Annotated in this window: 24 protein-coding genes; 11 read left to right on the top strand and 13 right to left on the bottom strand. The window is 73.9% G+C overall.

Annotated features, from left to right (window positions below; genetic code table 11):
• Positions 1–4: 4 nt before the first annotated feature.
• Complete coding sequence (locus tag ACIPYQ_RS13430) at positions 5–748, top strand: SDR family NAD(P)-dependent oxidoreductase (RefSeq protein WP_401249947.1); 744 nt, start codon at positions 5–7, stop codon at positions 746–748.
• 15 nt (positions 749–763) lie between these two features.
• Here ACIPYQ_RS13430 and ACIPYQ_RS13425 read toward each other — a convergent pair whose 3' ends face one another.
• The 3 genes from ACIPYQ_RS13425 to ACIPYQ_RS13415 form a co-directional block, all read right to left on the bottom strand.
• Entirely contained in the window at positions 764–1,546 is a 783-nt protein-coding gene (locus ACIPYQ_RS13425; protein WP_401249944.1) for a peptidoglycan-binding protein, read from the bottom strand.
• Between the two features lie 64 nt (positions 1,547–1,610).
• Positions 1,611–1,736, bottom strand: coding sequence for a hypothetical protein (locus ACIPYQ_RS13420; RefSeq protein WP_401249942.1), 126 nt, complete (start codon positions 1,734–1,736; stop codon positions 1,611–1,613).
• Between the two features lie 74 nt (positions 1,737–1,810).
• On the bottom strand, positions 1,811–3,199 hold the full coding sequence (locus tag ACIPYQ_RS13415) for an MFS transporter (RefSeq protein WP_401249939.1): 1,389 nt from the start codon (positions 3,197–3,199) through the stop codon (positions 1,811–1,813).
• Between the two features lie 191 nt (positions 3,200–3,390).
• Between ACIPYQ_RS13415 and ACIPYQ_RS13410 the strand changes: the two genes are divergently transcribed.
• Both ACIPYQ_RS13410 and ACIPYQ_RS13405 read left to right on the top strand, forming a co-directional pair.
• Positions 3,391–3,825, top strand: a complete 435-nt coding sequence (locus ACIPYQ_RS13410) for a hypothetical protein (RefSeq protein WP_401249936.1) — start codon at positions 3,391–3,393, stop codon at positions 3,823–3,825.
• 65 nt (positions 3,826–3,890) lie between these two features.
• On the top strand, positions 3,891–4,727 hold the full coding sequence (locus ACIPYQ_RS13405) for a MerR family transcriptional regulator (RefSeq protein WP_362233879.1): 837 nt from the start codon (positions 3,891–3,893) through the stop codon (positions 4,725–4,727).
• A gap of 12 nt (positions 4,728–4,739) precedes the next feature.
• Here the strand turns inward: ACIPYQ_RS13405 and ACIPYQ_RS13400 are convergent, their stop codons facing one another.
• Positions 4,740–5,036, bottom strand: a complete 297-nt coding sequence (locus ACIPYQ_RS13400; RefSeq protein ID WP_401249934.1) for a hypothetical protein — start codon at positions 5,034–5,036, stop codon at positions 4,740–4,742.
• Positions 5,037–5,152: 116 nt separating this feature from the next.
• Here ACIPYQ_RS13400 and ACIPYQ_RS13395 point away from each other — a divergent pair, with 116 nt between their 5' ends.
• The 3 genes from ACIPYQ_RS13395 to ACIPYQ_RS13385 all read left to right on the top strand — a co-directional run bounded on the left by ACIPYQ_RS13395 (position 5,153) and on the right by ACIPYQ_RS13385 (position 8,010).
• Positions 5,153–5,602 (top strand): hypothetical protein, encoded by a 450-nt coding sequence (locus ACIPYQ_RS13395; RefSeq protein ID WP_401249931.1) that lies wholly within the window; start codon positions 5,153–5,155, stop codon positions 5,600–5,602.
• A gap of 60 nt (positions 5,603–5,662) precedes the next feature.
• Positions 5,663–7,033, top strand: coding sequence for a tetratricopeptide repeat protein (locus ACIPYQ_RS13390; RefSeq protein WP_401249928.1), 1,371 nt, complete (start codon positions 5,663–5,665; stop codon positions 7,031–7,033).
• Positions 7,034–7,143: 110 nt separating this feature from the next.
• Complete coding sequence (locus ACIPYQ_RS13385) at positions 7,144–8,010, top strand: GNAT family N-acetyltransferase (protein ID WP_401249925.1); 867 nt, start codon at positions 7,144–7,146, stop codon at positions 8,008–8,010.
• Here the strand turns inward: ACIPYQ_RS13385 and ACIPYQ_RS13380 are convergent.
• Positions 7,997–8,467, bottom strand: a complete 471-nt coding sequence (locus tag ACIPYQ_RS13380) for a GNAT family N-acetyltransferase (protein WP_401249922.1) — start codon at positions 8,465–8,467, stop codon at positions 7,997–7,999. The two genes, ACIPYQ_RS13385 and ACIPYQ_RS13380, sit on opposite strands and share 14 nt — an antisense overlap.
• A 41-nt stretch (positions 8,468–8,508) precedes the next feature.
• Positions 8,509–9,483, bottom strand: a complete 975-nt coding sequence (locus ACIPYQ_RS13375) for a helix-turn-helix transcriptional regulator (protein ID WP_401249919.1) — start codon at positions 9,481–9,483, stop codon at positions 8,509–8,511.
• Between the two features lie 125 nt (positions 9,484–9,608).
• Between ACIPYQ_RS13375 and ACIPYQ_RS13370 the strand changes: the two genes are divergently transcribed.
• A complete protein-coding gene (locus ACIPYQ_RS13370; protein ID WP_401249916.1) occupies positions 9,609–10,019 on the top strand; it encodes a DUF3224 domain-containing protein in 411 nt (136 codons plus the stop codon).
• 59 nt (positions 10,020–10,078) lie between these two features.
• On the opposite strand, the gene ACIPYQ_RS13365 is transcribed toward ACIPYQ_RS13370, so the two are convergent.
• The gene (locus ACIPYQ_RS13365; RefSeq protein WP_401249913.1) at positions 10,079–11,686 is read right to left on the bottom strand and encodes a phospholipase; all 1,608 of its coding nucleotides are present in this window, start codon (positions 11,684–11,686) and stop codon (positions 10,079–10,081) included.
• A 216-nt stretch (positions 11,687–11,902) separates the two neighbouring features.
• On the opposite strand from ACIPYQ_RS13365, the gene ACIPYQ_RS13360 reads away from it, so the two are divergent.
• On the top strand, positions 11,903–12,334 hold the full coding sequence (locus ACIPYQ_RS13360; protein ID WP_401249910.1) for an SMI1/KNR4 family protein: 432 nt from the start codon (positions 11,903–11,905) through the stop codon (positions 12,332–12,334).
• A gap of 157 nt (positions 12,335–12,491) precedes the next feature.
• Positions 12,492–13,094, top strand: coding sequence for a TIGR03086 family metal-binding protein (locus tag ACIPYQ_RS13355; RefSeq protein WP_401249907.1), 603 nt, complete (start codon positions 12,492–12,494; stop codon positions 13,092–13,094).
• Positions 13,095–13,119: 25 nt separating this feature from the next.
• On the opposite strand, the gene ACIPYQ_RS13350 is transcribed toward ACIPYQ_RS13355, so the two are convergent.
• On the bottom strand, positions 13,120–14,958 hold the full coding sequence (locus tag ACIPYQ_RS13350; RefSeq protein ID WP_401249904.1) for a winged helix DNA-binding domain-containing protein: 1,839 nt from the start codon (positions 14,956–14,958) through the stop codon (positions 13,120–13,122).
• Positions 14,959–15,144: 186 nt separating this feature from the next.
• Between ACIPYQ_RS13350 and ACIPYQ_RS13345 the strand changes: the two genes are divergently transcribed.
• Positions 15,145–15,567 (top strand): STAS domain-containing protein, encoded by a 423-nt coding sequence (locus ACIPYQ_RS13345; RefSeq protein WP_401249901.1) that lies wholly within the window; start codon positions 15,145–15,147, stop codon positions 15,565–15,567.
• Positions 15,568–15,806: 239 nt separating this feature from the next.
• Here the strand turns inward: ACIPYQ_RS13345 and ACIPYQ_RS13340 are convergent, their stop codons facing one another.
• From ACIPYQ_RS13340 to ACIPYQ_RS13330, 3 genes are all read right to left on the bottom strand, one after another.
• Positions 15,807–16,022: a hypothetical protein gene (locus tag ACIPYQ_RS13340; protein WP_361759650.1), complete on the bottom strand. Its 216-nt coding sequence runs from the start codon at positions 16,020–16,022 to the stop codon at positions 15,807–15,809.
• Positions 16,023–16,149: 127 nt separating this feature from the next.
• Entirely contained in the window at positions 16,150–17,142 is a 993-nt protein-coding gene (locus ACIPYQ_RS13335; RefSeq protein WP_401249898.1) for an alpha/beta hydrolase family protein, read from the bottom strand.
• Positions 17,139–18,059, bottom strand: a complete 921-nt coding sequence (locus ACIPYQ_RS13330; RefSeq protein ID WP_401249895.1) for a zinc-binding dehydrogenase — start codon at positions 18,057–18,059, stop codon at positions 17,139–17,141. The genes ACIPYQ_RS13335 and ACIPYQ_RS13330 overlap by 4 nt, the downstream gene beginning before the upstream one ends.
• Before the next feature lie 89 nt (positions 18,060–18,148).
• Here ACIPYQ_RS13330 and ACIPYQ_RS13325 point away from each other — a divergent pair, with 89 nt between their 5' ends.
• Positions 18,149–19,108 carry a LysR family transcriptional regulator gene (locus ACIPYQ_RS13325; protein ID WP_401249892.1) on the top strand — a complete coding sequence of 320 codons (960 nt, stop codon included), beginning with the start codon at positions 18,149–18,151 and terminating at the stop codon, positions 19,106–19,108.
• A gap of 194 nt (positions 19,109–19,302) precedes the next feature.
• Here ACIPYQ_RS13325 and ACIPYQ_RS13320 read toward each other — a convergent pair whose 3' ends face one another.
• A complete protein-coding gene (locus ACIPYQ_RS13320) occupies positions 19,303–20,289 on the bottom strand; it encodes an ABC transporter substrate-binding protein (protein ID WP_401249890.1) in 987 nt (328 codons plus the stop codon).
• 1 nt (position 20,290) lies between these two features.
• Positions 20,291–22,366, bottom strand: a complete 2,076-nt coding sequence (locus ACIPYQ_RS13315) for an ABC transporter permease subunit (protein WP_401249888.1) — start codon at positions 22,364–22,366, stop codon at positions 20,291–20,293.
• Between the last annotated feature and the right edge of the window lie 24 nt (positions 22,367–22,390).

The raw sequence follows: 22,390 nt of genomic DNA, 5'->3' as shown, positions 1-22,390 counted from the left end.
TCACATGTCACGTCGTCCGGTCACCGTCGTCACGGGCGGCAGCAGAGGCATCGGTGCGGCGACCTGTCTGCGGCTGGCCGCCGACGGGCACGACCTGGTCCTGGGCTACGTACGCGACGAGACGTCGGCCGAGGCCGTTGCCGAGCGCGTACGCGCCGCCGGCGCCCGCTGCGTGACCGTACGCGGCGACACTTCCGAGGAGTGCGCCGTCGAGCGGCTCTTCGACATCGCCGGCGCCGAACTCGGCGCGGTGACGGGCCTGGTCAACAACGCCGGGGTGACGGGACCGCTGGGCCGGCTCGCCGACGCCCGCACCGAGGACCTGCGCCGGGTCGTCGAGGTGAACCTCCTCGGCTATCTGCTGTGCTGCCGCCGGGCCGCCCGCGACATGGCGGAGTCCGGAGGCGGGGCGATCGTGAACGTCTCCTCGGCGGCGGCCACCCTGGGCAGTCCCGGGGAGTACGTGCACTACGCGGCGACCAAGGCGGCCACCGACGCCCTGACCGTGGGGCTCGCCAAGGAGCTGGGCCCGGACGGGATCCGGGTCAACGCCGTGGCGCCCGGGACCATCGAGACCGACATGCACGCCGCGATGGGCGACCCCGACCGCCCGGCCCGCATCGGGGCCGGAACACCGCTGCGGCGGCCCGGCCGGCCCGAGGAGATCGCCGGGGCCATCGCCTGGCTGCTGTCCCCGGACGCCTCGTACACGACGGGAACCGTGCTGCGGGTCGCGGGCGGCCGCTGAGGTACGGGACGCCTGCTACCGCATGGCCGCCTGGGTGTTCGGCCCGTAGACGCCCTGCGGGTCTCCCTTGATGGACCGGTCGCGCTGGAGCTGGCCGACACCGCGCTTGGTCTGGCCGTCGTAGACGCCGGTGACGGAGACGTACGTGAACCCCTGCCCGTGGAGCATCTCCTGCAGGGCGCGGACCTCGGGCCCCTCGTCCCCCATCCGCAGGGTCACGTAGGCACCCGACGGTCGCGGCGGCGACGCGCTCGGCGGGGGCGTCGGGTCCGCGTCCTCGCTGGCGGTCGTGGCGGGTTCCGTCGTCGGGGCGGCCGAGGGCGTCCCGGACCGTACGGACGCGGTCGGCCGGGGTGTTCCGGTGACGTCGGCGCCCGGGCTGCGCGCCGGGAGCACCGGCAGCGACAGTTCGGGCGGCGGGCCGGCCCGGGGCGGTTCCGGCTCGGGCCCGCTCAGCAGGAGCACCAGGGCGCCGACCGCGGCGAGTGCGAGCAGGGTGGCGACGGCCGACGGGACCCGGCTGCGGCTTCCGGAGTCCGCGGCATGGCGGACGGCGCCGCGTGCACCGGCCGGGGCAGGGGCGGGGGCGGGAGGTGCGCCGGGTGCGCCGGGTGCGCCGGGTGCGCCGGGTGCGCCGACGTGCGGGCCGCGCGCCGGGCCGGGATAGGCGAGGGGTCCGGTCTGCGGCCAGGCGGGCGTCGCCGTCGACAGGGGCGGCCGGCCCGAGGGGGCGACGTACGGGCGTACGAGCAGGTGGTCGTCGGGGACGAGCCCGCTCTCATCAGGGTGCTGGGACATGGTGGTCTCCCCGGCAGGGACGGGGGCCGGCGCGGCGGTGCGGTGCCGGCCCCCACCCGGCCGGTCAGGCTCTGCGCCGCCGGGCGGCGGGAGCCAGGGGCACACCGGCGGCGGGGACGCCGCGGGTGCCGAGTGCCGGAGAACCGCCGGTCGTGGCCGGTACGAGCGAGGAGCGGACGGACATGGACATCTGGCGTATCTCCGGAGTGCGGCTCGAGCGGTGGTTCTTGATCGGCGCACTCTGTCCCTCCGGCGGGGTCCTGGTCAAGCCGGATGTCCGGAATCCGCCCGTCCATCCCGTCTGTCGGTGCGGCGGACCGCCGTCGCCCAGACGGTACAGGCGGCGGCGAGCATCAGGGCGGCTCCGCCGAGCGGGGCGGCGGGGGCGGAGATGCCGTCGACGGCGAGGCCGCCGAAGAGCGCGCCGGCGGCTATGGCGAGGTTGAACATGGCCACCATCAGTGAGGAAGCCGCCTCGGGCGCGTCCGGGGACGCCTTGATCATCCAGCCCTGCACGCTCACCGAGACCCCGCCGTACGCGAGTCCCCAGGCGAGCAGCAGCGTGGTCCCGGCGACGGGTCCCGGGAGGACGGCGATGAGCGCGAGGATCGCGGTGAGGCAGGCGCTGACCACGAGCAGCGTCCGGTACGCGTCGCGCGCCCCGGCCAGGAAGTTGCCGGCGACACCGGCGAGGCCGTAGCCCAGCAGGAGCGTGCTGACGTACCCGCCGTCGATGCCGGAGACGTCCTGCAGGATCGGCCGGACGAAGGTGTAGGCGGCGAACTGCCCGGTCACCACGAGGAAGGTGACGATCACCCCGGCCCGGACCGCACGGTTCTCGCGGAGCAGGGCGGGCAGTTCCGGGAAGGTGACGTGCCGGGTCGGCGGCAGCGCGGGCAGCAGCAGGAGCAGGGCGGTCAGCGTGACGAGGCCGAGGACGCCGACCGCCGCGAAGGCGGTCCGCCAGCCGCCGAGTTCGCCCAGCAGGGTGCCGGCGGGCACGCCGAGCACGGAGGCGGTGGGGACGCCGCCGAAGACGAGGGCGGTCGCCCGGCCGACGTGACGCTCGGGGACGAGGCGTACGGCGAGTCCCCCGGCGATCGCCCAGAACCCGCCGACGCTGACGCCGACCAGGAGCCGGGCCGCGAGCACGACGGCGAAGTTCGGGGCGAGGGCGGCGGCGAGGTTGGCGGCGGCCATCAGGGCGATGAGCACGCACAGCACGAACCGCCGGTCGAGTCGGCCGGCGCCGACGGTGACGAGCGGAGCGCAGCATCCGGCGACCAGCCCGGGCACGGTGACCATCAGCCCGGCGGTTCCGTCGGAGACGTCCAGGTCGGCGCCGACCGGGGTGAGGAGCCCGACGGGCAGCAGCTCGGAGGTGATGACGCAGAAGATCCCGAGTGCGACGGCGCACACGGCCGCCCAGCCCTTCCAGGGCGCGGGGTCCTTCCCGGGCGCACGGTCCTTCCCGGGCGCACGGTCCTTCCCGGGCGCACGGTCCTTCCCGGGCGCGGGTCCGCTCCCCGGGCCGGACCGGGGAGCGGGCAGAGACGCGGCCGCGGGCAGCGAGGCGGGCCTGGGCGGGGATGCGGGCCGGGCCGTGGGATCCGGGGGCGGCGTGGGGTTGCCGGGCGCGGCGGCTGAGGTCATGGACGGGCACTCCGTACGGGCGTTCGGCGGGCAGGACGCGGCGGAGCGGGGCTCCGGAGGTCGCGCCTCCCCCGTCACCCGCACTGCCGTTCCAATTTCCCACACGCCCCGGCCGCAACCACGGGGGCGGTGTCACCCGGACGCGTGAGGCGGGGAACCGGGCGGGCCGCACCGTACGGCAAGGTGGTCGGATGCAGTTACGCCGGGCCGTGCCCCTCTCCCTCGTCGCCCTCCTCGCGAGCGCCGGCTGTGTGTCCGTCGCACCGCAGGATGCGGCTCCGGTTCCCGTACGCGGTTCCGTACCGCGCGCCGACGCGCCCGAGCTCCCGACACCCCTGGCGCTGCCCCTGGGCAAGCTGCCCACGACCGCCGAGCAGGACCCGGACGCGGGCGCGGAGCCGGGCCCGGAGCCGGAACAGGACCCGGGCCCGGAGCCCGCGCCCTCGCGCGACCGGGCCCGCACCAAGGCGACGCCGCCCCGGCGGGCCCGTGTGCCGGGGCCCGTGACCGCGCATCCGCGCCGGAGGCCGGCCCCGCCGCCCGGCACCGACGAGCTGTGCGCGGCCGCGGACGGGGTCGTACCGCCGTCCATCGTCGACCTGTGTCTGCGGCAGTACGGCCGCTGACCGTCTCCGCGCCGGGTGCGACGCTTGACCCTCTCCCTGTGTCAGACCTTGTAGTGGAGCGCGTCATGTTCACCATCGGAGACTTCGCCAAACACGGCCGGGTGTCGGTCCGCATGCTGCGTCACTACGACGCCCTCGGACTGCTGCGCCCGGCACGTGTCGACCCGTTCACCGGCTACCGCTTCTACGAGGCCGGGCAGCTCGCCCGCCTCAACCGTGTCATCGCGCTCAAGGAACTCGGCTTCAGCCTCGACCAGGTGGGGACGATCCTCGACGAGCGGGTGGGCGCGGAGGAGCTGCGCGGCATGCTGCGGCTGCGGCAGGCGGAACTGGAGACCGCCATGGCCGCCGCGGCGGCCCGGCTGGTCCAGGTCGAGGCGAGGCTCCGGACCATCGAGAACGAGGGAACCATGCCTGCCGACGACATCGTCGTGAAGAGCCTTCCGCCCGTCCGGCTCGCCGAGCTGACCGGGACGGCCGCGAGTTACGAACCGCAGGACATCGGGCCGGTCATCGGGCCGCTCTACGACGAGCTGTGCCACCGCGTCGAGGAGGCCGGGGTCGTCCCGACCGGTCCCGGCACCGCCTACTACGAGGACGCGCCGGGCTCGGAGTCCGGAACGGCGGTCCTCGTCCACGCCGGTCTGCCGGTGGCGGCCTCGGTCCGCGCCGAACAGCTCGGGGGCGGGGTGCGGATCGTCACGCTGCCCGGCGTGGAGCGGGCCGCGACCGTGGTGCACCGGGGCTCGATGGACGGCGTACTGCCGACCGCGCAGGCCCTGGCGCGGTGGATCGACGCGCACGGGCACCGCTCGGCGGGGTACGCGCGGGAGCTGACCCTCTCCTGCCCGCAGGACCCGGACCAGTGGGTCACCGAACTCCAGGAGCCCCTCGCGCCCTGACGCCCGGGAGTCTCAGGGGCGGCGGCCACAGGCGTGGGCGCACCGGCGGGCCGTGTCGCGGCGGACCGTGCGGAACCTGCGCAGGGTGCTGTGGCCGCGCCTCTTCCACTCGCCGCGCGGCAGGGCGGCCCGCTGGCCGCCGCCCGCGATCAGGGCGTTGACCGGGGTCATCGGGTCGGCGGCCATCGCCTTGGCGAACAGGACGCCGACGACGAGCGGGACCAGCGCCACGGCCAAGGCCGAGCCTGCGGTGGTCACGTGCTGCATGCGCGGGCGGGCGGGCGCGCTGCGCGGGGCGTCGGAAGTCATGACCCCATTCGACCAGCGGCGGCCCGGCGGGGAATCGGGGCGGATACTCAGGCCGTTGGGCGCAACATACTCAGACGGGCAGCCGGGCCCGGCGAGCGCCGGGAGGGGGCAGGGCGATGACGGTACCGGGGCAGGGCTTCGAGGCCGCGACCGGCGACGGCCCGGAGGCGCCGCCCGGCCGGCGGGAGGCGGAGCTGCGCACGGCGTACGAGGGGCTGCTGCAGATCCGCCGTCTGGTCAACGGCCCGGCGGGCGCGGCGGTTCCCGCGCCGTGGGAGGTTCGGCAGCCGGCGCGCGCGGTGGCCCTCGTACTGGAGGCGGCGGGGATCACTCCGTCGGCCGTGGACGCGGAGGGGCGGCGTACGCGCACGGGCTACCGCGTGGCCGCCGGGCCGGAGCCCGGGCGGGTGCAGGTGACCTGGCTCGGGCCACCGGGCGGCGGCGCGGCCGAGGAGGAGCAGGAGCGGCTGGCGGCCTGCGCGGCCGTACTGGAACGGCACGGCTGGGTCTGCCTCCTGTACCGCGGCCCGCGCCGGCGCCGCTTCCTGGAGGTGGAGCCCCCGTAGCCGCCCCGGGCCCGGCACCTCGCCGCATCGTCCCGCCCGGCGCGGGCCTAGGCTGCGGCCATGGACTCCGCCGTACTCGACCGCCGGACCCGGATGCACGAGGAGTGCGTGCCGCCGGATCTCGTGGACCGTCTCCTCGCCCTCGGGCACGCCGACCTGGTCCGCGCGCTTGCGCTGGCGGAGGACGGCGACTGGTTCTGCGCCCGCGCCTGGGCGCGTCTGCTCGCGGGCCGGGGCCTTCTGGAGGAGGCCCTCGCGGTACTGGCCCCGTACGTCGGCACCGGCTGGTGGACGGCGGCCGAGGAGGCCGCCCGGCTGCTGGACGCCGAGGGCCGGGGCGGGGAGGCCATCGCCCTCGTCGGCCCCTTCGCCCGGGACGGGGAACGCCTCGCGCTGCGCGACCTGGCGCTCCTCCTGGCCCGGCACGGACGGGGCGAGGAGGCGTACGAGCTGCTCCTCCCCCACATCGCCGACTGGTTCCTGGCCGAGCCCCTGGTCGAGGTGGGCGTCGGACTGGGCCGGGGCGAGGAGGTCGCGGCGCTGCTGGAGGCCCGCCTCTCATCCGGGATTCCGTGCGCGGAGTGCGGCAGCCGGGAATGCGGCGAGCGGTACCGGAAGCCGTTCAACGCGGTGCACCTGCTTGCGTCCGTGCGCGAGCGGCAGGGCCGTACGGACGAGGCGGTCGCGGTGCTGCGCCACCACGGCTCCACTCCGGTCAACAATCGCGACCCCCTGGCCGAACTGTTGGTGCGGCACGGCCGGATCGACGAGCTGCGCGCGTACGCGGCGGGCGAGGACGGGGACCGGGACGGGGACGGGCCCCAAGCCGTCCGGCACCTGGCGGAGTTCCTGGAGGCCCGCGGCGACGTGGCGGGCGCGGTCGAGGCGTACCGGGAGCACGCGGCGCACGACCGCTGGCACGCGCCGTCCCTGCTCGCGGAGCTGCTGGCCCGGCACGGGCGGGGCGCCGAGGCCATCGAGGTGGTGCGCGCGCTGGACAGCGCCGATGACTGCACCCTGAACCTGCTGTGCGGGCTGTTCGCCACCGAGGGCCGCGCCGAGGAGGGCCTCGCCCACCTGGACGCCCTCAAGGCCCGGCGGGGGAAGGAGGAATGGGAGCTGTTCCGGCTGAGGGGCCCGCTCCTGGCGGCCTGCGGGCGGCTGGACGAGGCGGTGCGGGAGGCCCTCGCGCACCCGGAGGGACGGAGCCCGTACGCGGTGGAGAGCCTGGCCGACCTGCTGGCGGGCGCAGGACGTCCGGAGGAGGCCGTCGCCCTCCTGGAGGAGGACCGGCTGGAGCACCAACGGGACCTCGGCGCGCTGCTGGTGGAGCTGGGGCGGGCCGAGGAGGCCGTCGCTCTGCTGCGCACGCCGCGCCCCGCCGTCCCGTTGCCGGAGCCGGTGGGCTACAGCGACTGTCCCCCCTTCTGAGGCCCGTTTCTGCCGTGCATGGCCACCGCCCGGGCGGTGGGGGCAGAGCGGGTCGGGGAGAAATCGGGTGGCCGGGAAGGCCCTCGCGCCGGGAGACTCACCCGATGGGCATGCTCGACACACAGGCGGACCGCATCGGCCGGGGCGAGACCGTGGAGTTCCGGCCGACCGGCGGATCGATGGTGCCGCTGGTCCACAGCCGGCAGCGGGTCCTGGTCGCGCCCGCCGACCCGGCGCTGGTCGAGGTCGGCGACATCGTCCTCGCCCGGGTCTCCGGCACCGTGTACCTGCATCTCGTGTCGGCGGTGGACCTCCCGCGCCGGCGCGTGCAGATCAGCAACAACCACGGCCGCGTCAACGGCTGGACCAGCCACGACCGGGTACTGGGCATCTGCCTGGCCGTGGACGGCGTACCCCGCCCGGGCGCGGCGGCCAAGGTGCGCCGGCCCGCGATCCGGCCCGTCGCCCTCGCCACCCGCCGCCTGGACCTGCTCCCGCTGCTCCCCGCGCACGCCGACGAGATGAGCCTCGTCCTGGCCGACCCCGGCCTGCACGCGTTCACCGGGGGTGCGCCGCTGTCGCGGGACGGGCTCCGCGCCCGCTATGAGCGGCTCACCGCCGGCTCCCCCGACCCCGCGACCGTCTGGGCCAACTGGGTGCTGCGCCTGCGCGGGCAGGGACGGCTGGTGGGCACCGTCCAGGCCACGATCACCCCGGCACGCGGCGTGGCCGAGCTCGCCTGGGTCGTCGGTACCCCCTGGCAGGGCCACGGCTTCGCCTCGGAGTCCGCCCGGGCCGTCGCGGCCTGGCTGACGGCGCTGCCCGTCGACCGGCTGGTCGCGCACGTCCACCCGGACCACGCCGCCTCGGCGGCGGTCGCCGCGGGCTGCGGGCTGCGCCCGACCGGGCGGCTGCGGGACGGAGAGGTCCGGTGGGAGTCCGGCGGCGGCCGGGCCGGGCGCCTCAGCTCAGGGTGAGCAGGACGACGTCCACCTCTTCGCCCCGGGCCCGCGCGAACTCGCGCTCGCGGCCGGTGACGGTGAACCCGCACTTCTCCAGCACGCGGATCGAGCCCGCGTTGTCGGCCACCGCCCCGGCGTGCAGCGGGCGGGTGTCCTCCAGCCGGATCAGCTCGGCCAGCGCCCGGGTGGCGATGCCCCGCCCCCAGTGCTCGCGGCCGATCACGTACGTCACCTCGCGCTCCTCGGGCGGCCCGAAGACGGCGGCGTGCCCGACCACCACCCCGTCGGCCAGCACCGTGCGCAGCGTCACCTCGGGGTCGTGGCGCACCCTCGCCCAGTGCGCGTCGAAGTGGCCCCGGTCGTAGTGGTACTTCCGGGTGATCGCCGCCATGTGCAGGAGCCCGGGGTCCGTCAACTGCAGCCAGAACACACCGAGATCACTGTCCTCGGTCTCGCGCAGCTCGATCTCCACGTCCGCTCCCCCGGCGCCGGCTGTTCGATCACGACGCCACCCTACGTCTTGGGCCGGGCGTAGCGTCCGGCCAGCGTGGCCACCGTTCCGGCGAGGGCGCGGCGCAGTTCGGGCGGGCCGAGCACCTCGGCCTCCGCTCCCAGCCGGAGCAGGTCGCCGACGGCGATCGCCTCCGACTCGACGGGCAGGAGCACCCGGACCCAGCCGTCCGCGTCGGCCGGGCCGGCTTCGGCGAGCGCCCGGTTGCCGGCCGCCCCGAACTGCATGGGCAGCAGCCGCTGTCCGCGCGGGGACAGGCGCAGCTCGGCGGTCTGCTGGTGGAGTACTGCGTCCAGGCGGCTGGTGGACTCCTGCCAGTACGCGGCGAGTTCGAAGCCGGCGGGCCGTTCGAAGCCCTCCGACGCGGTGTCCACGGCGACGAACCGGGCGACCCGGTAGGTCCGTACGGCGTCCTCGGCCCCGGCCACCAGGTACCAGATGCCGCCCTTGAGGACGAGGCCGAGCGGGTGCAGCTCGCGCCGTACCTCGCCGCGCCAGCGGCGGTAGTGGGCGTGCAGGACGCGCTGGTCCCACACGGCCTGGGCGATCTGCGCGAGGTGCGGGACGGGGTCGGCCTCCCGGAACCAGGCGGGCGCGTCGAGGTGGAAGCGGTCCTGGATCCGCCGGGCCCGTCCGGCGAGGGCGGCGGGCAGCGCGGCCTGGAGCTTCAGCTGGGCGGCGGCCAGGTCGGCGCCGAGGCCGAGTTCCTGCGCGGGTCCGGGGGCGCCTGCCAGGAAGAGGGAGCCGGCCTGGGTGTCGGTGAGCCCGGTGAGGCGGGTGCGGTAGCCCTCGGCCAGCCGGTACCCGCCGGCCGGCCCCCGGTCGGCGAGGACGGGGATGCCGGAGGCGCCGAGGGCCTCGACGTCCCGGTAGACCGTACGCAGGGACACCTCCAGCTCGGCGGCGAGCTCGGGCGCGGTCATCCGGCCGCGGTTCTGCAGCAGCAGGAGCAGGGAGAGGAGCCGGTCGGCGCGCATGGATCCATTGTCGCCGTACCTGACAGAAGGTGTCAGGTACGGCTGCCAGCCTGGGGCACAGCCTGATGAACAGCCTGATGAACCGCCGGGCGGAGCAGACCGTCCGGCCGGCCGAGAGGACAGCCATGCCCACGCCCGTAGAGACCGGTGGCCGCTTCACCTTCGCCAACTGGGAGGAGAACCCCGTCGGATCCGCGGAGGCCGTCCCGCGGCTCGCCCACGCCCGTGTCACCAATGCGTTCACCGATGGGATCGAGGCCGCCGAGACGGCCTGCGACTACACGATCGCCTACACCGGGGAGAACGTCGGCAGCTACAGCGGCATGGAACTGCTGACCGGCAGCGTCGACGGCCGCAAGGGCAGTTTCGTCCTGGAGGAGCGCGGCAGCTTCGACGCCGGCGGCACCGTCTGCCACTTCGAGGTGGTCCCCGGCTCCGCCACCGGAGACCTCACCGGGCTGACGGGCTCCGGAGGCTTCACCTACCGCCACGGCGACACCTCCGTCGCCTACTCCTTCACGTACCACCTGGCCTGATGACGCGCGCCTCGCCCGGCGGGCCGGGCGAGGCGGGCGGGGCGGGCGGGGCCGAGCCGTCAGACCTGGCAGAGGCCGCGGGCGTAGTCGTACGTCGCGGTGGCCTGGGAGTACCGCCACTGCGGGTCCAGCAGGTCGCTCTTCAGCTGTCCGGCCGCGGCCGGGCTCTCGACGACGTAGCCGAAGTCCTGCAGCCAGGACGGGTAGAGGTTCTTGGAGCCGATGTAGAAGGCCGATCCGTCGACCGAGACGAGCTTGTGGTGCTGGGCGTACGGCTTGCCGTCCGCCCAGGTCGGCTGGTCGGAAGCACGGAACGTGGCGAGTTGGAGGTTCTCGCACAGAGCCGTCCGCGCCCGGCCGCCGTCACCGGTCAGGGCCGTCACCCGGCCGCGCAGCGCGTCACTCACCTCGGAGAGCGACTTGATCTGTGAGTAGCCGCCGCTGCCGATGGTGCCGCGGTTCGCCGGGTCGCTCACGACGATGCGGACCTTCACGCCGGAGACGAGCTTCGCGGCGAGGGCGTCGTAGAGGCGTACGTCGTAGCGGGGCAGCGGCGGGCAGGTGGCGTGCACGTCCTGCTGGGAGATCTCGATGTGCGAGGTCGCGCTGGAGACGAGGGCGCGCAGGGCGCTCTCCTCCGGGTTGACGGTGTCGTAGTCCCGGTCCGCGTTCGTCCGGTCCGGCAGTCCGATCCCGCACTTGGTGTCGCCGGCCGTGGGCAGGACGGGGCGGAAGGCCGAGGTGGGGTCGTTCTGTCGGATGCCCACGCCGAGGCCGCCGACGGCGAGCGCGGGCACGTTCCCCCCGCCCTCGGGGGAGGCGGGCCGGGGCAGGGAGGGCATGCAGTCCGCGCCGGACGAGGCGGCGAACCAGACCGAGCTCCAACTGCTCTTGTTGCGGCAGGTCCAGTCCCACAGGGAGTCCAGGTAGCGGCCCGCGGAGCCCGCGGCGGGCCCGGACAGCGCGAGGTCGACGTCGCTCACCGGGTGGGAGGTCTCGAGGTAGTCGTCCTTCCAGCTGTTGATGCCGCCGGTGATCACCGAACTGCCGTCCACCACGACCAGCTTGGAGTGGTTCCAGGAGAACGCGGTCTTCGAGGTGGTCATCGAGGCCACGTTGAGGGTGATGTTGCCCGCGGCGGCCGGGCCGAGCTTCGCGAGCAGCTCGTCGCGGTACGTCGACGGGATCACCGTGGAGTGGTAGATGGGCGCGGCGCCCACCATGATGCGCACCTTCAGCCGGTTGCCCTTCGCGGAGGATTCCCTGAGGCCCGCGACGATGGCCTCCTGGTAGCCGCCGTTGGGGAAGGGCGCCAGCGTCGATATGTCCACCGTCTGGCGGGCGCCGGCGATGTCCTGGCGCATCTTCTCCAGGAGGCGGCGCGACCCGGTCCGGTCGGCGCACGTGGCGTCGCCCCAGCAGCCGGGTGTCTGGAGCAGCCAGTCGGCGCCGCCCGGGGTGGAGGAGCCGAGCCGGTTGCCGGAGGTGCGTTCCCAGACCGAGCCCTCCAGTCCCGGCGAGACCTGACGCAGGGTCTGCTCGATCGAGTCCAGGTGCGGTGTGGGTGCGTCGGCGGCGGCCGCGGGGGCGGTGGCGCCGAGGAGGGAGAAGCCGAGTGCGAGGGCCGAGGTCGAGACGAGGGCCGTCGTACGGACGGTGCGTGCCAATGTGGTTCCTTGACTGGGGGGGGTGGCTCTGGCCGGGAGCGTGGTCGGCCACACCTCCGACCTTGATCAACTCCCGCAAGTTACCAGCACGTAGCCCTCTGTTCACCCGCCTCGGATGAGTTCCGGCCACCCCGAGCCGGACGCCCGCCGGGCCGGACGGCAAGCCGGCTGAGACGATCTCCAAGGTGACGGAGACGATGCGGCTGTGGAGGACACGTGTGGCGTGAGCTCGTAGAAAAGTACGATGGTGTCGAGGTGGAGGACCCTGCGTCCGAACAGGATCTGCACGACCTGGAGCGCCGGTTGGGACAGACGCTTCCGGCGCCACTGCGAGAGCTGCTCCTCGAATGCAACGGGGTAGTCGACGAAGACGGAACGGACGTCGTCTGGAGCGCGGCGCACATCGGCCGGAACAATACGGAGTTCCGGACCGCAGAAGACTTCAGGGCGCTGTACATGCCGTTCGATGCACTGATGTTCTTCGGTGACAGCGGCGGCGGCGATCAATTCGCCTTCGTACGCACCCCTGAACGCTCCGACGTCTTCGTCTGGGACCACGAGACCGACAGTCGCACGTGGGTGGCGGCCGACCTGGAGGGGTACCTCCACCGCGCCCTTTCCCAGGCCGGCGAGGATTGGCATCGCTGACCACCAGCGCCGAGCCGTGGCCGTGTCAGGCCGGCTGGCTGGCTGGCTGGCCGGCTGGCCGGCTGGCCGGCTGGCTGAACATTCGGCCCGCGTCGCGATGAGTTCGGGCGTCACTGCCGGTCTACCCTTCAGACCCATCGCCCCGAAGGAGCGGCAGATGACCAGCACGACGACCCTTGACCTCGGACCACAAGCCCGGATCGTGGCCCGTCTCGCGGCAGGCGTCCCGGACGCCCGGCTCGCCGATCCGACGCCCTGCCCCGAGTACACGGTCAGCCACCTGCTGAACCACCTCGCAGGCCTCGCGGTCGCCTTCCGCGACGCCGGCCGCAAGGACCTGGGCCCCACGACCGACACGGCCCCCGACCCCACCGCGTCCTCCCTGCCCGCCGACTGGCGCGAGGAACTGCCCCGCGTCCTAGGCGAGCTCGCCGAGGCCTGGAGGGATCCGGCCGCCTGGACCGGCATGACCCGCGCGGGCGGCGTGGACCTGCCCGGCGACATCGCGGGTGCGGTGGCCGTCGATGAACTGGTCATCCACGGCTGGGACCTGGCCCGGGCCACCGGCCAGGTGTACACGCCCGATCATGCCGCGCTGGACGCCTCGCACGCGTTCCTCCTGGCGGCCTCCGAGGACGAGAGCCGCGGCGGCGGCATCTTCGGCCCCGTCGTACGCGTACCGGACGACGCCGCGCTACTGGACCGGGCGGTCGGCCTGAGCGGACGCGACCCGAGCTGGACACCTCCGCCCGCCCCGTGACCCGGGCCGCAGGGGCCGCGCCCTCTCATCCGGCACGGGCGCGGCTCGCGGGAGCCTGATTTCCCGACTTCACCCAGTCCTCGATCTGCCTTCGCGCCTCGGGATCCCCCACAGTGATCCGCGAGGTTGCCGGACTGTCGGTGACCTGCGCGACGGTGACCGGACCGCGAGCCTGCTCTGGAGCGGCCTCCTCTCCGGAGGAATATTCGATCACCATGGCATTCTCACTGCACCGGAGTAATGCCCAGATTTTCTGACCTCCCCCACCGGAGGTGCTGTTGTAGGGGCCCAGCGGGTGGACGTTGCTCCCGCCGCCTCCTACGGGCCAATTCGAGACCAGATGAATCGGATTCGCCTCGGAGTCATCCTTGGAAGCGGCAAGGACTCCACAGGAATCGCCCTTCACGTAGGCGATGAGGCGATGATGTCCGTATTGAAGCTCGGACAGAATCCTCGTGGGGCCCGCTACGCCGGCCAGCGGATCACCAACCACCGGGATCGGTTCCATTTGCACCAGCGGGGTGATGTGGGTGCCGCTCAAGTGGGATTCACCATCAGGGTCGCCGGCGCTTTCACACCCTGCAAGTAAAAGGACCGAGGCAGCGCCAATGATAAGGGTTCGTCGAGTTTGAGCCATGGAGCCGCACCTCATTCCTGCCACATTTTCAGCGCATTTTCCACTGTGCCCACTGATTGAAGCAGAGTCCCTCCTGGATCGTCGTTCCGTGGTTGCTTCGAGCATGGCGCCCGTGCGTTCCACCTGTTCGTCCAGTGCGCGGCGGTGGGCCGCGCTCAGGCGGCCCAGCGGTTCCACGGTGAGCGCGATGCGGCGGCCCGTACGGCGCTGGTGCCAAACGCCGGCGACCGTACCGTCGATCAGGAGGACGGGGTGGTTGCCGGCCTGGCCGCCGGCCAGGGCTCGGGTGGCCGCGAAGCCGGGGAAGAGCAGTTCGCGGGGGCGGCAGGCGACGACGTACGCGTCGAAGTAGGGCAGCAGTCTCAGGCCCCGTACGGGTTCGTCCGGGAAGGCGGTGTCGCCGGCGGCGAGCCAGGCGCGGCCGGACGCGAAGGGCACCTCCTCGATGCGGCCCCGCTCCGCGAGGGAGGCGAAGAGCGTGGCGGCCCAGCTCTTGGGGGCGGCGAGCCAGGCCGCGAAGTCCTCGGCGGTGGCGGGTCCGTAGGCGCGCAGGTAGCGGTTCACCAGCTCGTGCAGTGACCGGGTGGGAGGGGCCGGGGTGCAGCCGGGGTTGGTGTACGTGACCTTGCGGCCCCGGTCGTGGCCGAACGCCAGCACTCCGTGCCGCGCGGCCGTGTGCGTGACCTGGCGCCAGCGCGGCCACAGCGTCTGGAAGGCGGGCATGACCGGGTCCGCGGCCCAGGCACCGGTCCGTGCCACGATCGCCTCGGTGAGTTCGTCCACCGTCAGTTCGGCGCCGGTCAACGCTTCGCCGATCGCCGCGAGCACCTCGTCCGTCTGGGCGGCCGTCATCCGGGCCTCGGGGCTCAAGGTGCCGGCGCGCGCAGGCAGGGCGGAGAGGGCGCCGGTCCACCAGAGCAGGTCCTCGGCGGGCAGCAGATGGATGGTGCCGCGCGGCCCGAAGGTCTTGACCAGCGTGCCCGGTCGGGGCCCCGGGCCGCTCCCGTACGAGCCGATCAGTGCGTCGCGTACGTCGGTGCGGGTCGCGGAGTCCAGGCGCAGTGCGATGGAGAGTTCCGCCGCGGACATCACCTGGGCGTGTGCGCCGAGCATCCGCCCGGCGATGTCGGCGGGCGAGGTCGCGGCGGTCGCGGCAGGGGCGAGGAGTCCTTGCCGGTGCGTCCGGCGGGCGCTTGCGGCGGTCCAGGACACCGGGGGCGACTGCATGGGGCCACGCTACGTCCGCCGGGCAGACCAGGGCGGGCGTCGCCGCGAAGGCCGGCCGTGTGGCGGCCGTCTGACGCCTCGTCCGGGTGGAAGCCTTCCTCCTGTCGGGGATCACCACTGGTCACATGGGGTGAATGGATCACCCGGCACGTTTCCCGGCACCGGGTGGGAACCGTTGACACGGATGTGAGTACCTCGAGCACCGCCCCGATACTGCCCGCCGCCCTCGCACCCCTGGCCCCTCCCACCGTGCACGACTCGGGCGCTGACACCGCGCCCGGCGGCATAGTCGTCCACTCCTGCACCACCCTCGGCGCCACGCTGGTCGTCGGCCTCCGTGGGGAGATCGACCACTTCAGTGCCGCCCCGCTGCGGGCCCTCCTGGCCTCGGCGGCGGACGACGGCTACACCGGCCTCGTACTGGACGCCTCCCGCGTCACCTTCGCCGACTCCGGCTTCCTGGCCGTCCTCGAATGGTGGCCCCGGCAGGGACGCCGCCTCAGGCTCGTGAACCGCTCCCGGACCGTGAAACGCCTCCTGCACGCGGCCGGTGCGGCGACGCGGCCGCCGGACCGGGCCGTCTCTCGGACGGCGCAGGCGACGTCATGACGTTCATGCTCCTGACCTGTACTCCGATGCTCGCGGCCGTCCTCCTCCTGTACGGGGGGCGCTGTGAGCCGCGGAACCGCCGCCCTGCCCAGCCACCTCCGATCGCACCTCCGATCGCACCTCCCAGAACCCTGATCCACCGCCCCCTGTCGCCCCCGGCTTTCGGCGCGATGGCGTAACACCGGCCAGGGGGCCCGCGATGGCCGCGGGCCCCCTGCGGGCCGGGCAGTGGCCGCCGGTCAGCCGAAGCTTCGCCTGCGGTCCCCGGTCTGCTGCGGTGGGATGTGGCGCAGCCTGCGGGGATGACGCCGGCTCCGACCGGAGCTGCGCGCGTCCTCGTCACGGGACCGGGCTGCGCCTCCGTCGGATTCCGCGGGTGCCACCGCCGGGGCGAGCGCGATCGCAGCGATGACCGCCGTCACCACGGCGAGGATGATTCCGATGCTCACGGACATGAATTCCCGCCTTTCGCCTTGACCCTTACGTCTTGTAGCTACTCAGCGTTTCCCATACGGGGAGCGGTAAACACGTTGAGTGATGTTTGGCTTGAGTACGCGTGGAGGCGTCACGGAAGCGGGCGGTTCATGCCGGTGTCCCCCTCAGGGCATGCGCGATGTGGTCGCTGAGGCGGGGCAGCCAGTCCGGCCGCGCGTTGCCGAGGAGGTGGTCGCCGTGCGGGACGGACAGGTAAGTGCCGTGCGGCGCCAGGCCGGCCAGGGGCTCGCCGTTCGTCACGCCGGGGATGACGTCCTGACCACCGTCCACCACCAGCAGTGGGGCCGCGATGCGGGGTGCCAGGGCGGCGAGGTCCACGTGGCGAGCGAACGCGTGGGCGGCGTCGGCTCCTCCGGCGCGTTGGGCCATGATCTCCCGTACCGGCGGAGGCAGTTCCGCCCAGTCGAGGCGGAAGGGTCCGCTGACGGTGGCGACGGCCGCCACGCGCGGTTCCAGCGCCGCGGTCCGGGCCGCGAAGTAGCCGCCCAGGCTCAGGCCGACGAGCCCGATGCGTGCGGCGCCGAGGGCGTCGACGGCCCGGCCCACGATCCGCTCGTAGTCCGGCACGAAGGTCGTGGTGGCCGCGAGCACGCCTTGTCCGGGGCCGTCCATCGCGAACACCGCGAGCCCTCTGGCCAGCAGCGCGGACACGAGATCGAGGAACTCCTCCTTGGCCGAGTCCAGGCCGGGGACGACGACCACGGTCCCCGGCGCGTCGGAGGGGCCGCGCAGCCAGCCGGTGAACCCCTCGCTGCTCACCCGCCGCGCACCGGGCTCCAGCACGGTGAGAGCTCTGCCCAGGGCGTGATCCGCCTCGCCGGCAGCACGATGTGCGTCCGGGTACGGCGCCAGGGTGGCCAGGTGGAACCACCGGGCCGCCATCAGCAGGTACTCGCCCGCGGAGCGTGATGATCCCGCGTCCTGCGCACGCCGCAGGTAGTCGTGTCCGGTGCGGTGGAAGGCCGGCCCCCAGTCGGCGACGGAGGTGAGGCCATCGGTGACGCGCCGGTACTCGTGCGGGTCCACGCCCGCACCGGTGGCACGGGTCCACTGCGCGGCGGCGAACTCGACGGGGCTCATCGTGCTCCTCCCGTCAGCAGGACGGCCTTGCCGCGGATCCGGCGCTCGCGCAGGTCGACCAGGGTTTCGGCGGTGTGCCCCCAGTCGGCGACGCGGCCGATCTCCGGATGCAACCGGCCCTGTTCGACGAGGCTCACCAGCGCCGACAGATCGGGTCCGTACGGGGCGCCGGCGTAGTGGAAGTGCTGGATCGTCACCCGCTCGGGCCCGCCGAGGAGTTGGAAGAAGTCGAGGGACACCGGGGTGCGGCTCGCCTGGCCGAACCAGACGAGCAGGCCGCCCGGGCGGGCCTTCGACAGGGCAACTGCCAGATCCGGCCCGCCCGTGGACTCCAATACGACATCGAACGGTCCCGCGGCCACCGCGACGTCGTGCACCACCTTCGCGCCCAGTTCCGCGAGCCGCGCGCCGCGCTCCGGCGTGGCCGTCACCGCGGTCAGCTCGGCTCCGGCCCCTACGGCGAGCTCGGTGACGTAGTGGCCGACGCCACCCGAGGCGCCGGTCAGCAGTACCCGCCGGCCGGCCAGGGAACCGGCCGTGCGCAGCAGCCGCAGGGCGGTGATCCCGGCCAGTGGCAGGGCCGCCGCCCGTGCGCTGTCGATGCCGTCCGGGAGCACCGCGAGCGAGTGCGTGGGCACGGCGGCGTACTCGGCCCAGCCGCCCTGCGCCGGGTGCCCGACCACGCGGGTGCCGATGCCGGGGCCGGAGCCGTCGGCCGCCGCCTGTACGACGAGCCCTGCGACGTCCTTGCCGGGCAGCAGGTCGGGCCGGGGTCGTTCGAGGAGGAACGTCTCGCCCCGGTTCGGGGCGAACGCCTCGACTTTGATCAGGGCCTCACCGGGCTCGGGCACGGGCTGGGAGGCGTCGGCGAAGGCGACCGGGCGCGCCGCTTCTCCCGTGGGAATCAGTCTTTGCATGGAGAGGATGCAACCGCCTCGGCCGCCCCGCGATCCAACAACGAACGAGCACAGCCGACAACTTTTGGTTGTCGCCTATGGTGGGAGCCATGGATCTCGACGTGGCGCAGGTACGTGCCTTCGTGCGCACCGCCGAGGAACTGCACTTCGGCCGGGCGGCGGGGACGCTCGCGATCTCCCAGCAAGCACTGTCCAAGAGGATCGCGCGGCTGGAATCCCTGCTCGGCACCGAGCTGTTCCGGCGCGGCGGCAACGGAGTACGCCTCACCGAGGCCGGACTGCGCTTCCTCGGGCCGGCCCGGCAGACCGTGGCCGCCGCCGACGCCGCGGTCGCGGCGGTGTGCGGGCGGGAACATCCGCTGCGCGTGGACGTCTGGGGGCACCTGTACGCGCCGATGCGGACGCTGGCCCAAGTCGCCGGAAGGGCCGGGGAACTGACGCTGGGGCACGGGCGCGACCTGCCGTCGGTGACGAGGGCGCTGCTGCACGGCGACATCGACGCGGCCTTCGGCCGGGTCCACCCCCCGCTGCCCGCCGGGCTGGCCCACCGCCTCGTACGCCTCGAACCGGTGGACGCCGTACTGAGCGCGGACCACCCGCTCGCAGCCGAACCGGCCCTGCGGCCCGACCAGTTGCGGGGCAGTGTGCTGTGGGCACCCGGTGCGCTGGACCGGCTCGACTTCCTCCACCGGTTCGCCGACCGCTTCGGCATCGAGAACAGGGCCACGAGCGTCAACCTGGGGCTCGCCCACTTCCTCGCCGAGGTGGCGGAAGAGCCGCGACGGTTCTCGCTGGTGCCTGCCGATGTGCCACTGCCGCAGGTGCCCGGATTGCGGTCCGTCCCCCTGATCGATCCCACGCCGCTGTACGCCTGGTCCCTGCTGTGGCGCTCCGGGAACGGACACCCGGCGCTGGACGGCCTCGCCGCCGCCTGCGCTGAGGAAGCGGGGCGAAGCCGCTGGCTGGAGTACGACCCGACCCGCGACTGGCTGCCCGAACCGCCCACGAGCGGTCCCGCCCCCGGACGAGAAGGAACCATGGACGCGTAGAGCCGTTGGGAGACGGGTCCTGCGGTCGTCCCCGGCTTCCCCGCACGGGTGAGCGGCGGTCGGCCCCGACGCTCCTGGCGATCCTCACCGTCGCGTACCACCGGCGCCGCCGGGCGAACGACGCCTCGTAGAGGCGACGACCGCGTGCCGTCCCCCTCCCCCGTCAGGCGGGAGGGGGACGGCGCTGAGGGGGGTCACTCCACCCAGGGCTTCCACACGTTCTCGTTGCGCTCCACCCACTTCTTCGCCGCCTGCTCCGGGGACAGTTTCTCCTCGGCGATCATCAGGGAGACCTCGTTCTGCTGCGCCTTGGTCCAGTGCAGCTTCTTCAGGAAGTCGGCCGCCTTTCCGCCCGACTCCGCGAAGCGCGTGTTCAGGTACTTCTGCAGCGGCGTGTGCGGGTAGGCGCAGGCCACCTTCTCCGGATCGTCCGCGCAGCCCTCGGTGTACTCGGGGAGCTTCACCTCGGTCATCGGGACGCGGTCGAAGAGCCACTGCGGCTCGTACCAGTACGTCAGGAAGGGCTTGTGCTCCTTGGCGAACTGCTTGATCTGGGTGATCTGGGCCGCCTCGGAGCCGGCGAAGACCACTTCGAAGTCCAGGCCCAGGTTCTTCACCAGTGCCTTGTCGTTGGTGATGTAGGACGGGGAGCCGTCCAGCAGCTGGCCCTTGCCGCGGCTCTCGGGGGTGCGGAGCTGGTCGGCGTACTTGTCGAGGTTCTTCCAGTCGGTGACGTCGGGGTGGGCCTCGGCGAAGTACGTGGGGACGAACCAGCCGATGTGGCCCGTCACTCCCAGGTCCCCGCCGGGGGTGATGGTCTTCTTTCCCGCTACGTACCGCTTCTCCTGCTCGGGGTGTCCCCAGTCCTCCAGGATGGCGTCGACGCGGCCCTGGCTGAGGGCGTCCCAGGCGGGGACCTCGTCGACCTGGACGGTGTCCACCCGGTAGCCCAGCTCGTGTTCGAGGAGATAGGCGGCGACGGCGGTGTTCGCCTGGGCGCCGACCCACGACTGGACGGAGAGGGTGACGGTCTTCGCGCCCTCGGCGGCGGCGTACGGGGAGGACTGGCGGGTCATGTCGGCGGCCCCGCAGCCGGTGAGGACGGCGAGACCGGTGGCGGCGGCGAGGACGGCCGCGGCGCGCCGTCGGCGGCCGGTGCCGCGGTGGTGTGCGTCGCGCATGTCAGGCCTCCTTCGCGGGCTGGGTGACGCGGTCGAGGAGCAGGCCGAGGCAGACGATCGCGGCGCCGGCCACCAGGCCGGTCGCCAGGTCGCCCTGCGCGAGGCCGAGGACGACGTCGTAGCCGAGCGCGCCGCCGCCGACCAGGCCGCCGATGATGACGACGGCGAGGACCAGGACCACGGCCTGGTTGACGGCCAGCAGCAACGCGGGCCGGGCCAGGGGTAGTTGGACCTGTCGCAGCAGCTGTGAGCGGGTCGCGCCGAGCGAGCGGGCGGATTCCACGACGGTCGGGTCCACCTGGCGCAGGCCCTGGACGGTGATCCGGACGACGGCGGGGAGCGCGTACACCACGGCGGCCGCGGCGGCGGGTGCGCGGCCGACGCCGAACAGCGCGACCACGGGGATGAGGTAGACGAACTGCGGCAGGGTCTGGCAGATGTCGAGGACGGGCCGCAGCAGCCGCTCGGCGCGGGCGCTGCGGGCGGCGCCCACGGCGATCGCGAAGCCGAGGACGAGCGTGACCGCGACGGCGGCGAGGACCTGGGAGAGCGTGTCCAGGGAGGCCTCCCAGACGCCGAGCACTCCGACGGCGCCCAGCGCGAGGACTGCGGTGAGTGCGGTGCGCCAGGTGCCCGCGAGGAGGGCGAGCGCGCAAGCCACGAGCAGGAGCAGCCACCAGGGGGCGGCCTGGAGCCCGCTGCGCAGCGGGTCGAGGATCCAGCCGGTGAAGCGCGCGGCCCAGTCGGCGGTGCCGCCGACGACGGGTACGCCGGAGTAGAGGTGGTCGGTCATCCAGGCGACGGCCGCGTTCACCGGGGCGGCCACGGAGACGGTCCAGGACTCGGGCCACAGGGAGCTGCCGGCGATGCGGCCGGCGACCGCGGCGGCCACGGCCGCGAGGAGGGTGAGCAGGCGGCCGTACCAGCCGGAGAACACCCGGCGCAGCAGGTGCTGTTCGCGGGCGGGTACGGGGTCGGCGCCGAGGCGGCGGCCGGCGGCGTCGGCGGTGCGGTCCAGCACGACGGCGAGCAGCACGATCGGGATGCCGGCGGCCAGGGCCGCGCCGACGTCCACGGAGGCGAGGGCCTGGTAGACGCGGTCGCCGAGGCCGCCCGCGCCGATCACGGAGGCGATGACGGCCATGGACAGGCCCGTCATGATGGCCTGGTTGACGCCGAGCAGGAGCTGTCGGCGGGCGAGCGGGAGGCGGGCGGTCAGCAGCCGCTGGCGGCCGGTGGCGCCGAGCGAGGCGGCGGCTTCCATCACGCCGGCGTCGGCCTCGCGCAGGCCGAGGGCGGTGAGGCGGGCCATGGGCGGGGCTGCGTAGACCACGGTGGCGAGGACGGCGGCGGGCACGCCGATGCCGAAGACCAGCACCATCGGCAGCAGGTACGCGAAGGCCGGCAGGATCTGCATGGTGTCGAGTACGGGGCGCAGCATGCGGTCGGCGCGCGGCGAGAGCCCCGCCGCGAGGCCCAGCAGGGCGCCGAGTACGACGGAGGCGGCGACGGCGACGACCATCAGCGCGAGGGTCTGCATGGTCGGCACCCACATGCCGAGCAGTCCGCAGGCGGCGAAGGCGGCGGCGCAGGTCAGGGCGAGCCGGATGCCGGCGAGGCGCCAGGCGACCAGGGCGGCCAGGGCGGTGACCCCGGTCCATCCGGCGGCGAGGAGGAGCACGTACACGGCGCGGACGGACACCACGACGGCGTTGCTGACGTGGCCGAAGCCGTAGAGGAACAGCCAGTGGCTGTCGCGGTGGTCGATGATCCAGTCGCCGGCGCGGCCGAGCGGGCCGGACAGGTCGACGGCGAGGGACGCGGGCCAGCTGCTGGCGCCCGGGAAGGCCACGGCGAGCGGGATCAGCAGGGCGGCGGCGACGCCCATCGGCACGAGGAGTCCGCGGCGCCCGGCGAAGCCGGGCAGGGCTCTGCGGGGGCGGTCCTGCGCAGCGGGCACGGTACGGGAGGGGCGCGGGCCGGTGGAGCGTCCGGCGGACCGCGGGGCCTGCGCGGGGGCGGCGCCGCGGGGGTCGGGCGGGGTGTGGGTCGGGGTCGGGGTCGGGGTCGCGGTCATGCGCACCACCTCCGGGCATCGGGG

This window comes from Streptomyces sp. NPDC090045, from assembly GCF_044747975.1.
Lineage (GTDB): Bacteria > Actinomycetota > Actinomycetes > Streptomycetales > Streptomycetaceae > Streptomyces.
This window is presented reverse-complemented; position numbering and strand designations above follow the sequence as displayed.

What these genes read in the sequence shown, in the direction of transcription:
- ACIPYQ_RS13340 (WP_361759650.1), bottom strand. Translation starts at nt 16,022, where the DNA reads ATGTCCGTGAGCATCGGAATCATCCTCGCCGTGGTGACGGCGGTCATC.
- ACIPYQ_RS13415 (WP_401249939.1), bottom strand. Translation starts at nt 3,199, where the DNA reads ATGACCTCAGCCGCCGCGCCCGGCAACCCCACGCCGCCCCCGGATCCC.
- ACIPYQ_RS13325 (WP_401249892.1), top strand. Translation starts at nt 18,149, where the DNA reads ATGGATCTCGACGTGGCGCAGGTACGTGCCTTCGTGCGCACCGCCGAG.
- ACIPYQ_RS13395 (WP_401249931.1), top strand. Translation starts at nt 5,153, where the DNA reads ATGACGGTACCGGGGCAGGGCTTCGAGGCCGCGACCGGCGACGGCCCG.
- ACIPYQ_RS13430 (WP_401249947.1), top strand. Translation starts at nt 5, where the DNA reads ATGTCACGTCGTCCGGTCACCGTCGTCACGGGCGGCAGCAGAGGCATC.
- ACIPYQ_RS13315 (WP_401249888.1), bottom strand. Translation starts at nt 22,366, where the DNA reads ATGACCGCGACCCCGACCCCGACCCCGACCCACACCCCGCCCGACCCC.
- ACIPYQ_RS13355 (WP_401249907.1), top strand. Translation starts at nt 12,492, where the DNA reads ATGACCAGCACGACGACCCTTGACCTCGGACCACAAGCCCGGATCGTG.
- ACIPYQ_RS13350 (WP_401249904.1), bottom strand. Translation starts at nt 14,958, where the DNA reads ATGCAGTCGCCCCCGGTGTCCTGGACCGCCGCAAGCGCCCGCCGGACG.
- ACIPYQ_RS13405 (WP_362233879.1), top strand. Translation starts at nt 3,891, where the DNA reads ATGTTCACCATCGGAGACTTCGCCAAACACGGCCGGGTGTCGGTCCGC.
- ACIPYQ_RS13390 (WP_401249928.1), top strand. Translation starts at nt 5,663, where the DNA reads ATGGACTCCGCCGTACTCGACCGCCGGACCCGGATGCACGAGGAGTGC.
- ACIPYQ_RS13385 (WP_401249925.1), top strand. Translation starts at nt 7,144, where the DNA reads ATGCTCGACACACAGGCGGACCGCATCGGCCGGGGCGAGACCGTGGAG.
- ACIPYQ_RS13320 (WP_401249890.1), bottom strand. Translation starts at nt 20,289, where the DNA reads ATGCGCGACGCACACCACCGCGGCACCGGCCGCCGACGGCGCGCCGCG.
- ACIPYQ_RS13420 (WP_401249942.1), bottom strand. Translation starts at nt 1,736, where the DNA reads ATGTCCATGTCCGTCCGCTCCTCGCTCGTACCGGCCACGACCGGCGGT.
- ACIPYQ_RS13400 (WP_401249934.1), bottom strand. Translation starts at nt 5,036, where the DNA reads ATGACTTCCGACGCCCCGCGCAGCGCGCCCGCCCGCCCGCGCATGCAG.
- ACIPYQ_RS13335 (WP_401249898.1), bottom strand. Translation starts at nt 17,142, where the DNA reads ATGAGCCCCGTCGAGTTCGCCGCCGCGCAGTGGACCCGTGCCACCGGT.
- ACIPYQ_RS13370 (WP_401249916.1), top strand. Translation starts at nt 9,609, where the DNA reads ATGCCCACGCCCGTAGAGACCGGTGGCCGCTTCACCTTCGCCAACTGG.
- ACIPYQ_RS13410 (WP_401249936.1), top strand. Translation starts at nt 3,391, where the DNA reads ATGCAGTTACGCCGGGCCGTGCCCCTCTCCCTCGTCGCCCTCCTCGCG.
- ACIPYQ_RS13425 (WP_401249944.1), bottom strand. Translation starts at nt 1,546, where the DNA reads ATGTCCCAGCACCCTGATGAGAGCGGGCTCGTCCCCGACGACCACCTG.
- ACIPYQ_RS13330 (WP_401249895.1), bottom strand. Translation starts at nt 18,059, where the DNA reads ATGCAAAGACTGATTCCCACGGGAGAAGCGGCGCGCCCGGTCGCCTTC.
- ACIPYQ_RS13375 (WP_401249919.1), bottom strand. Translation starts at nt 9,483, where the DNA reads ATGCGCGCCGACCGGCTCCTCTCCCTGCTCCTGCTGCTGCAGAACCGC.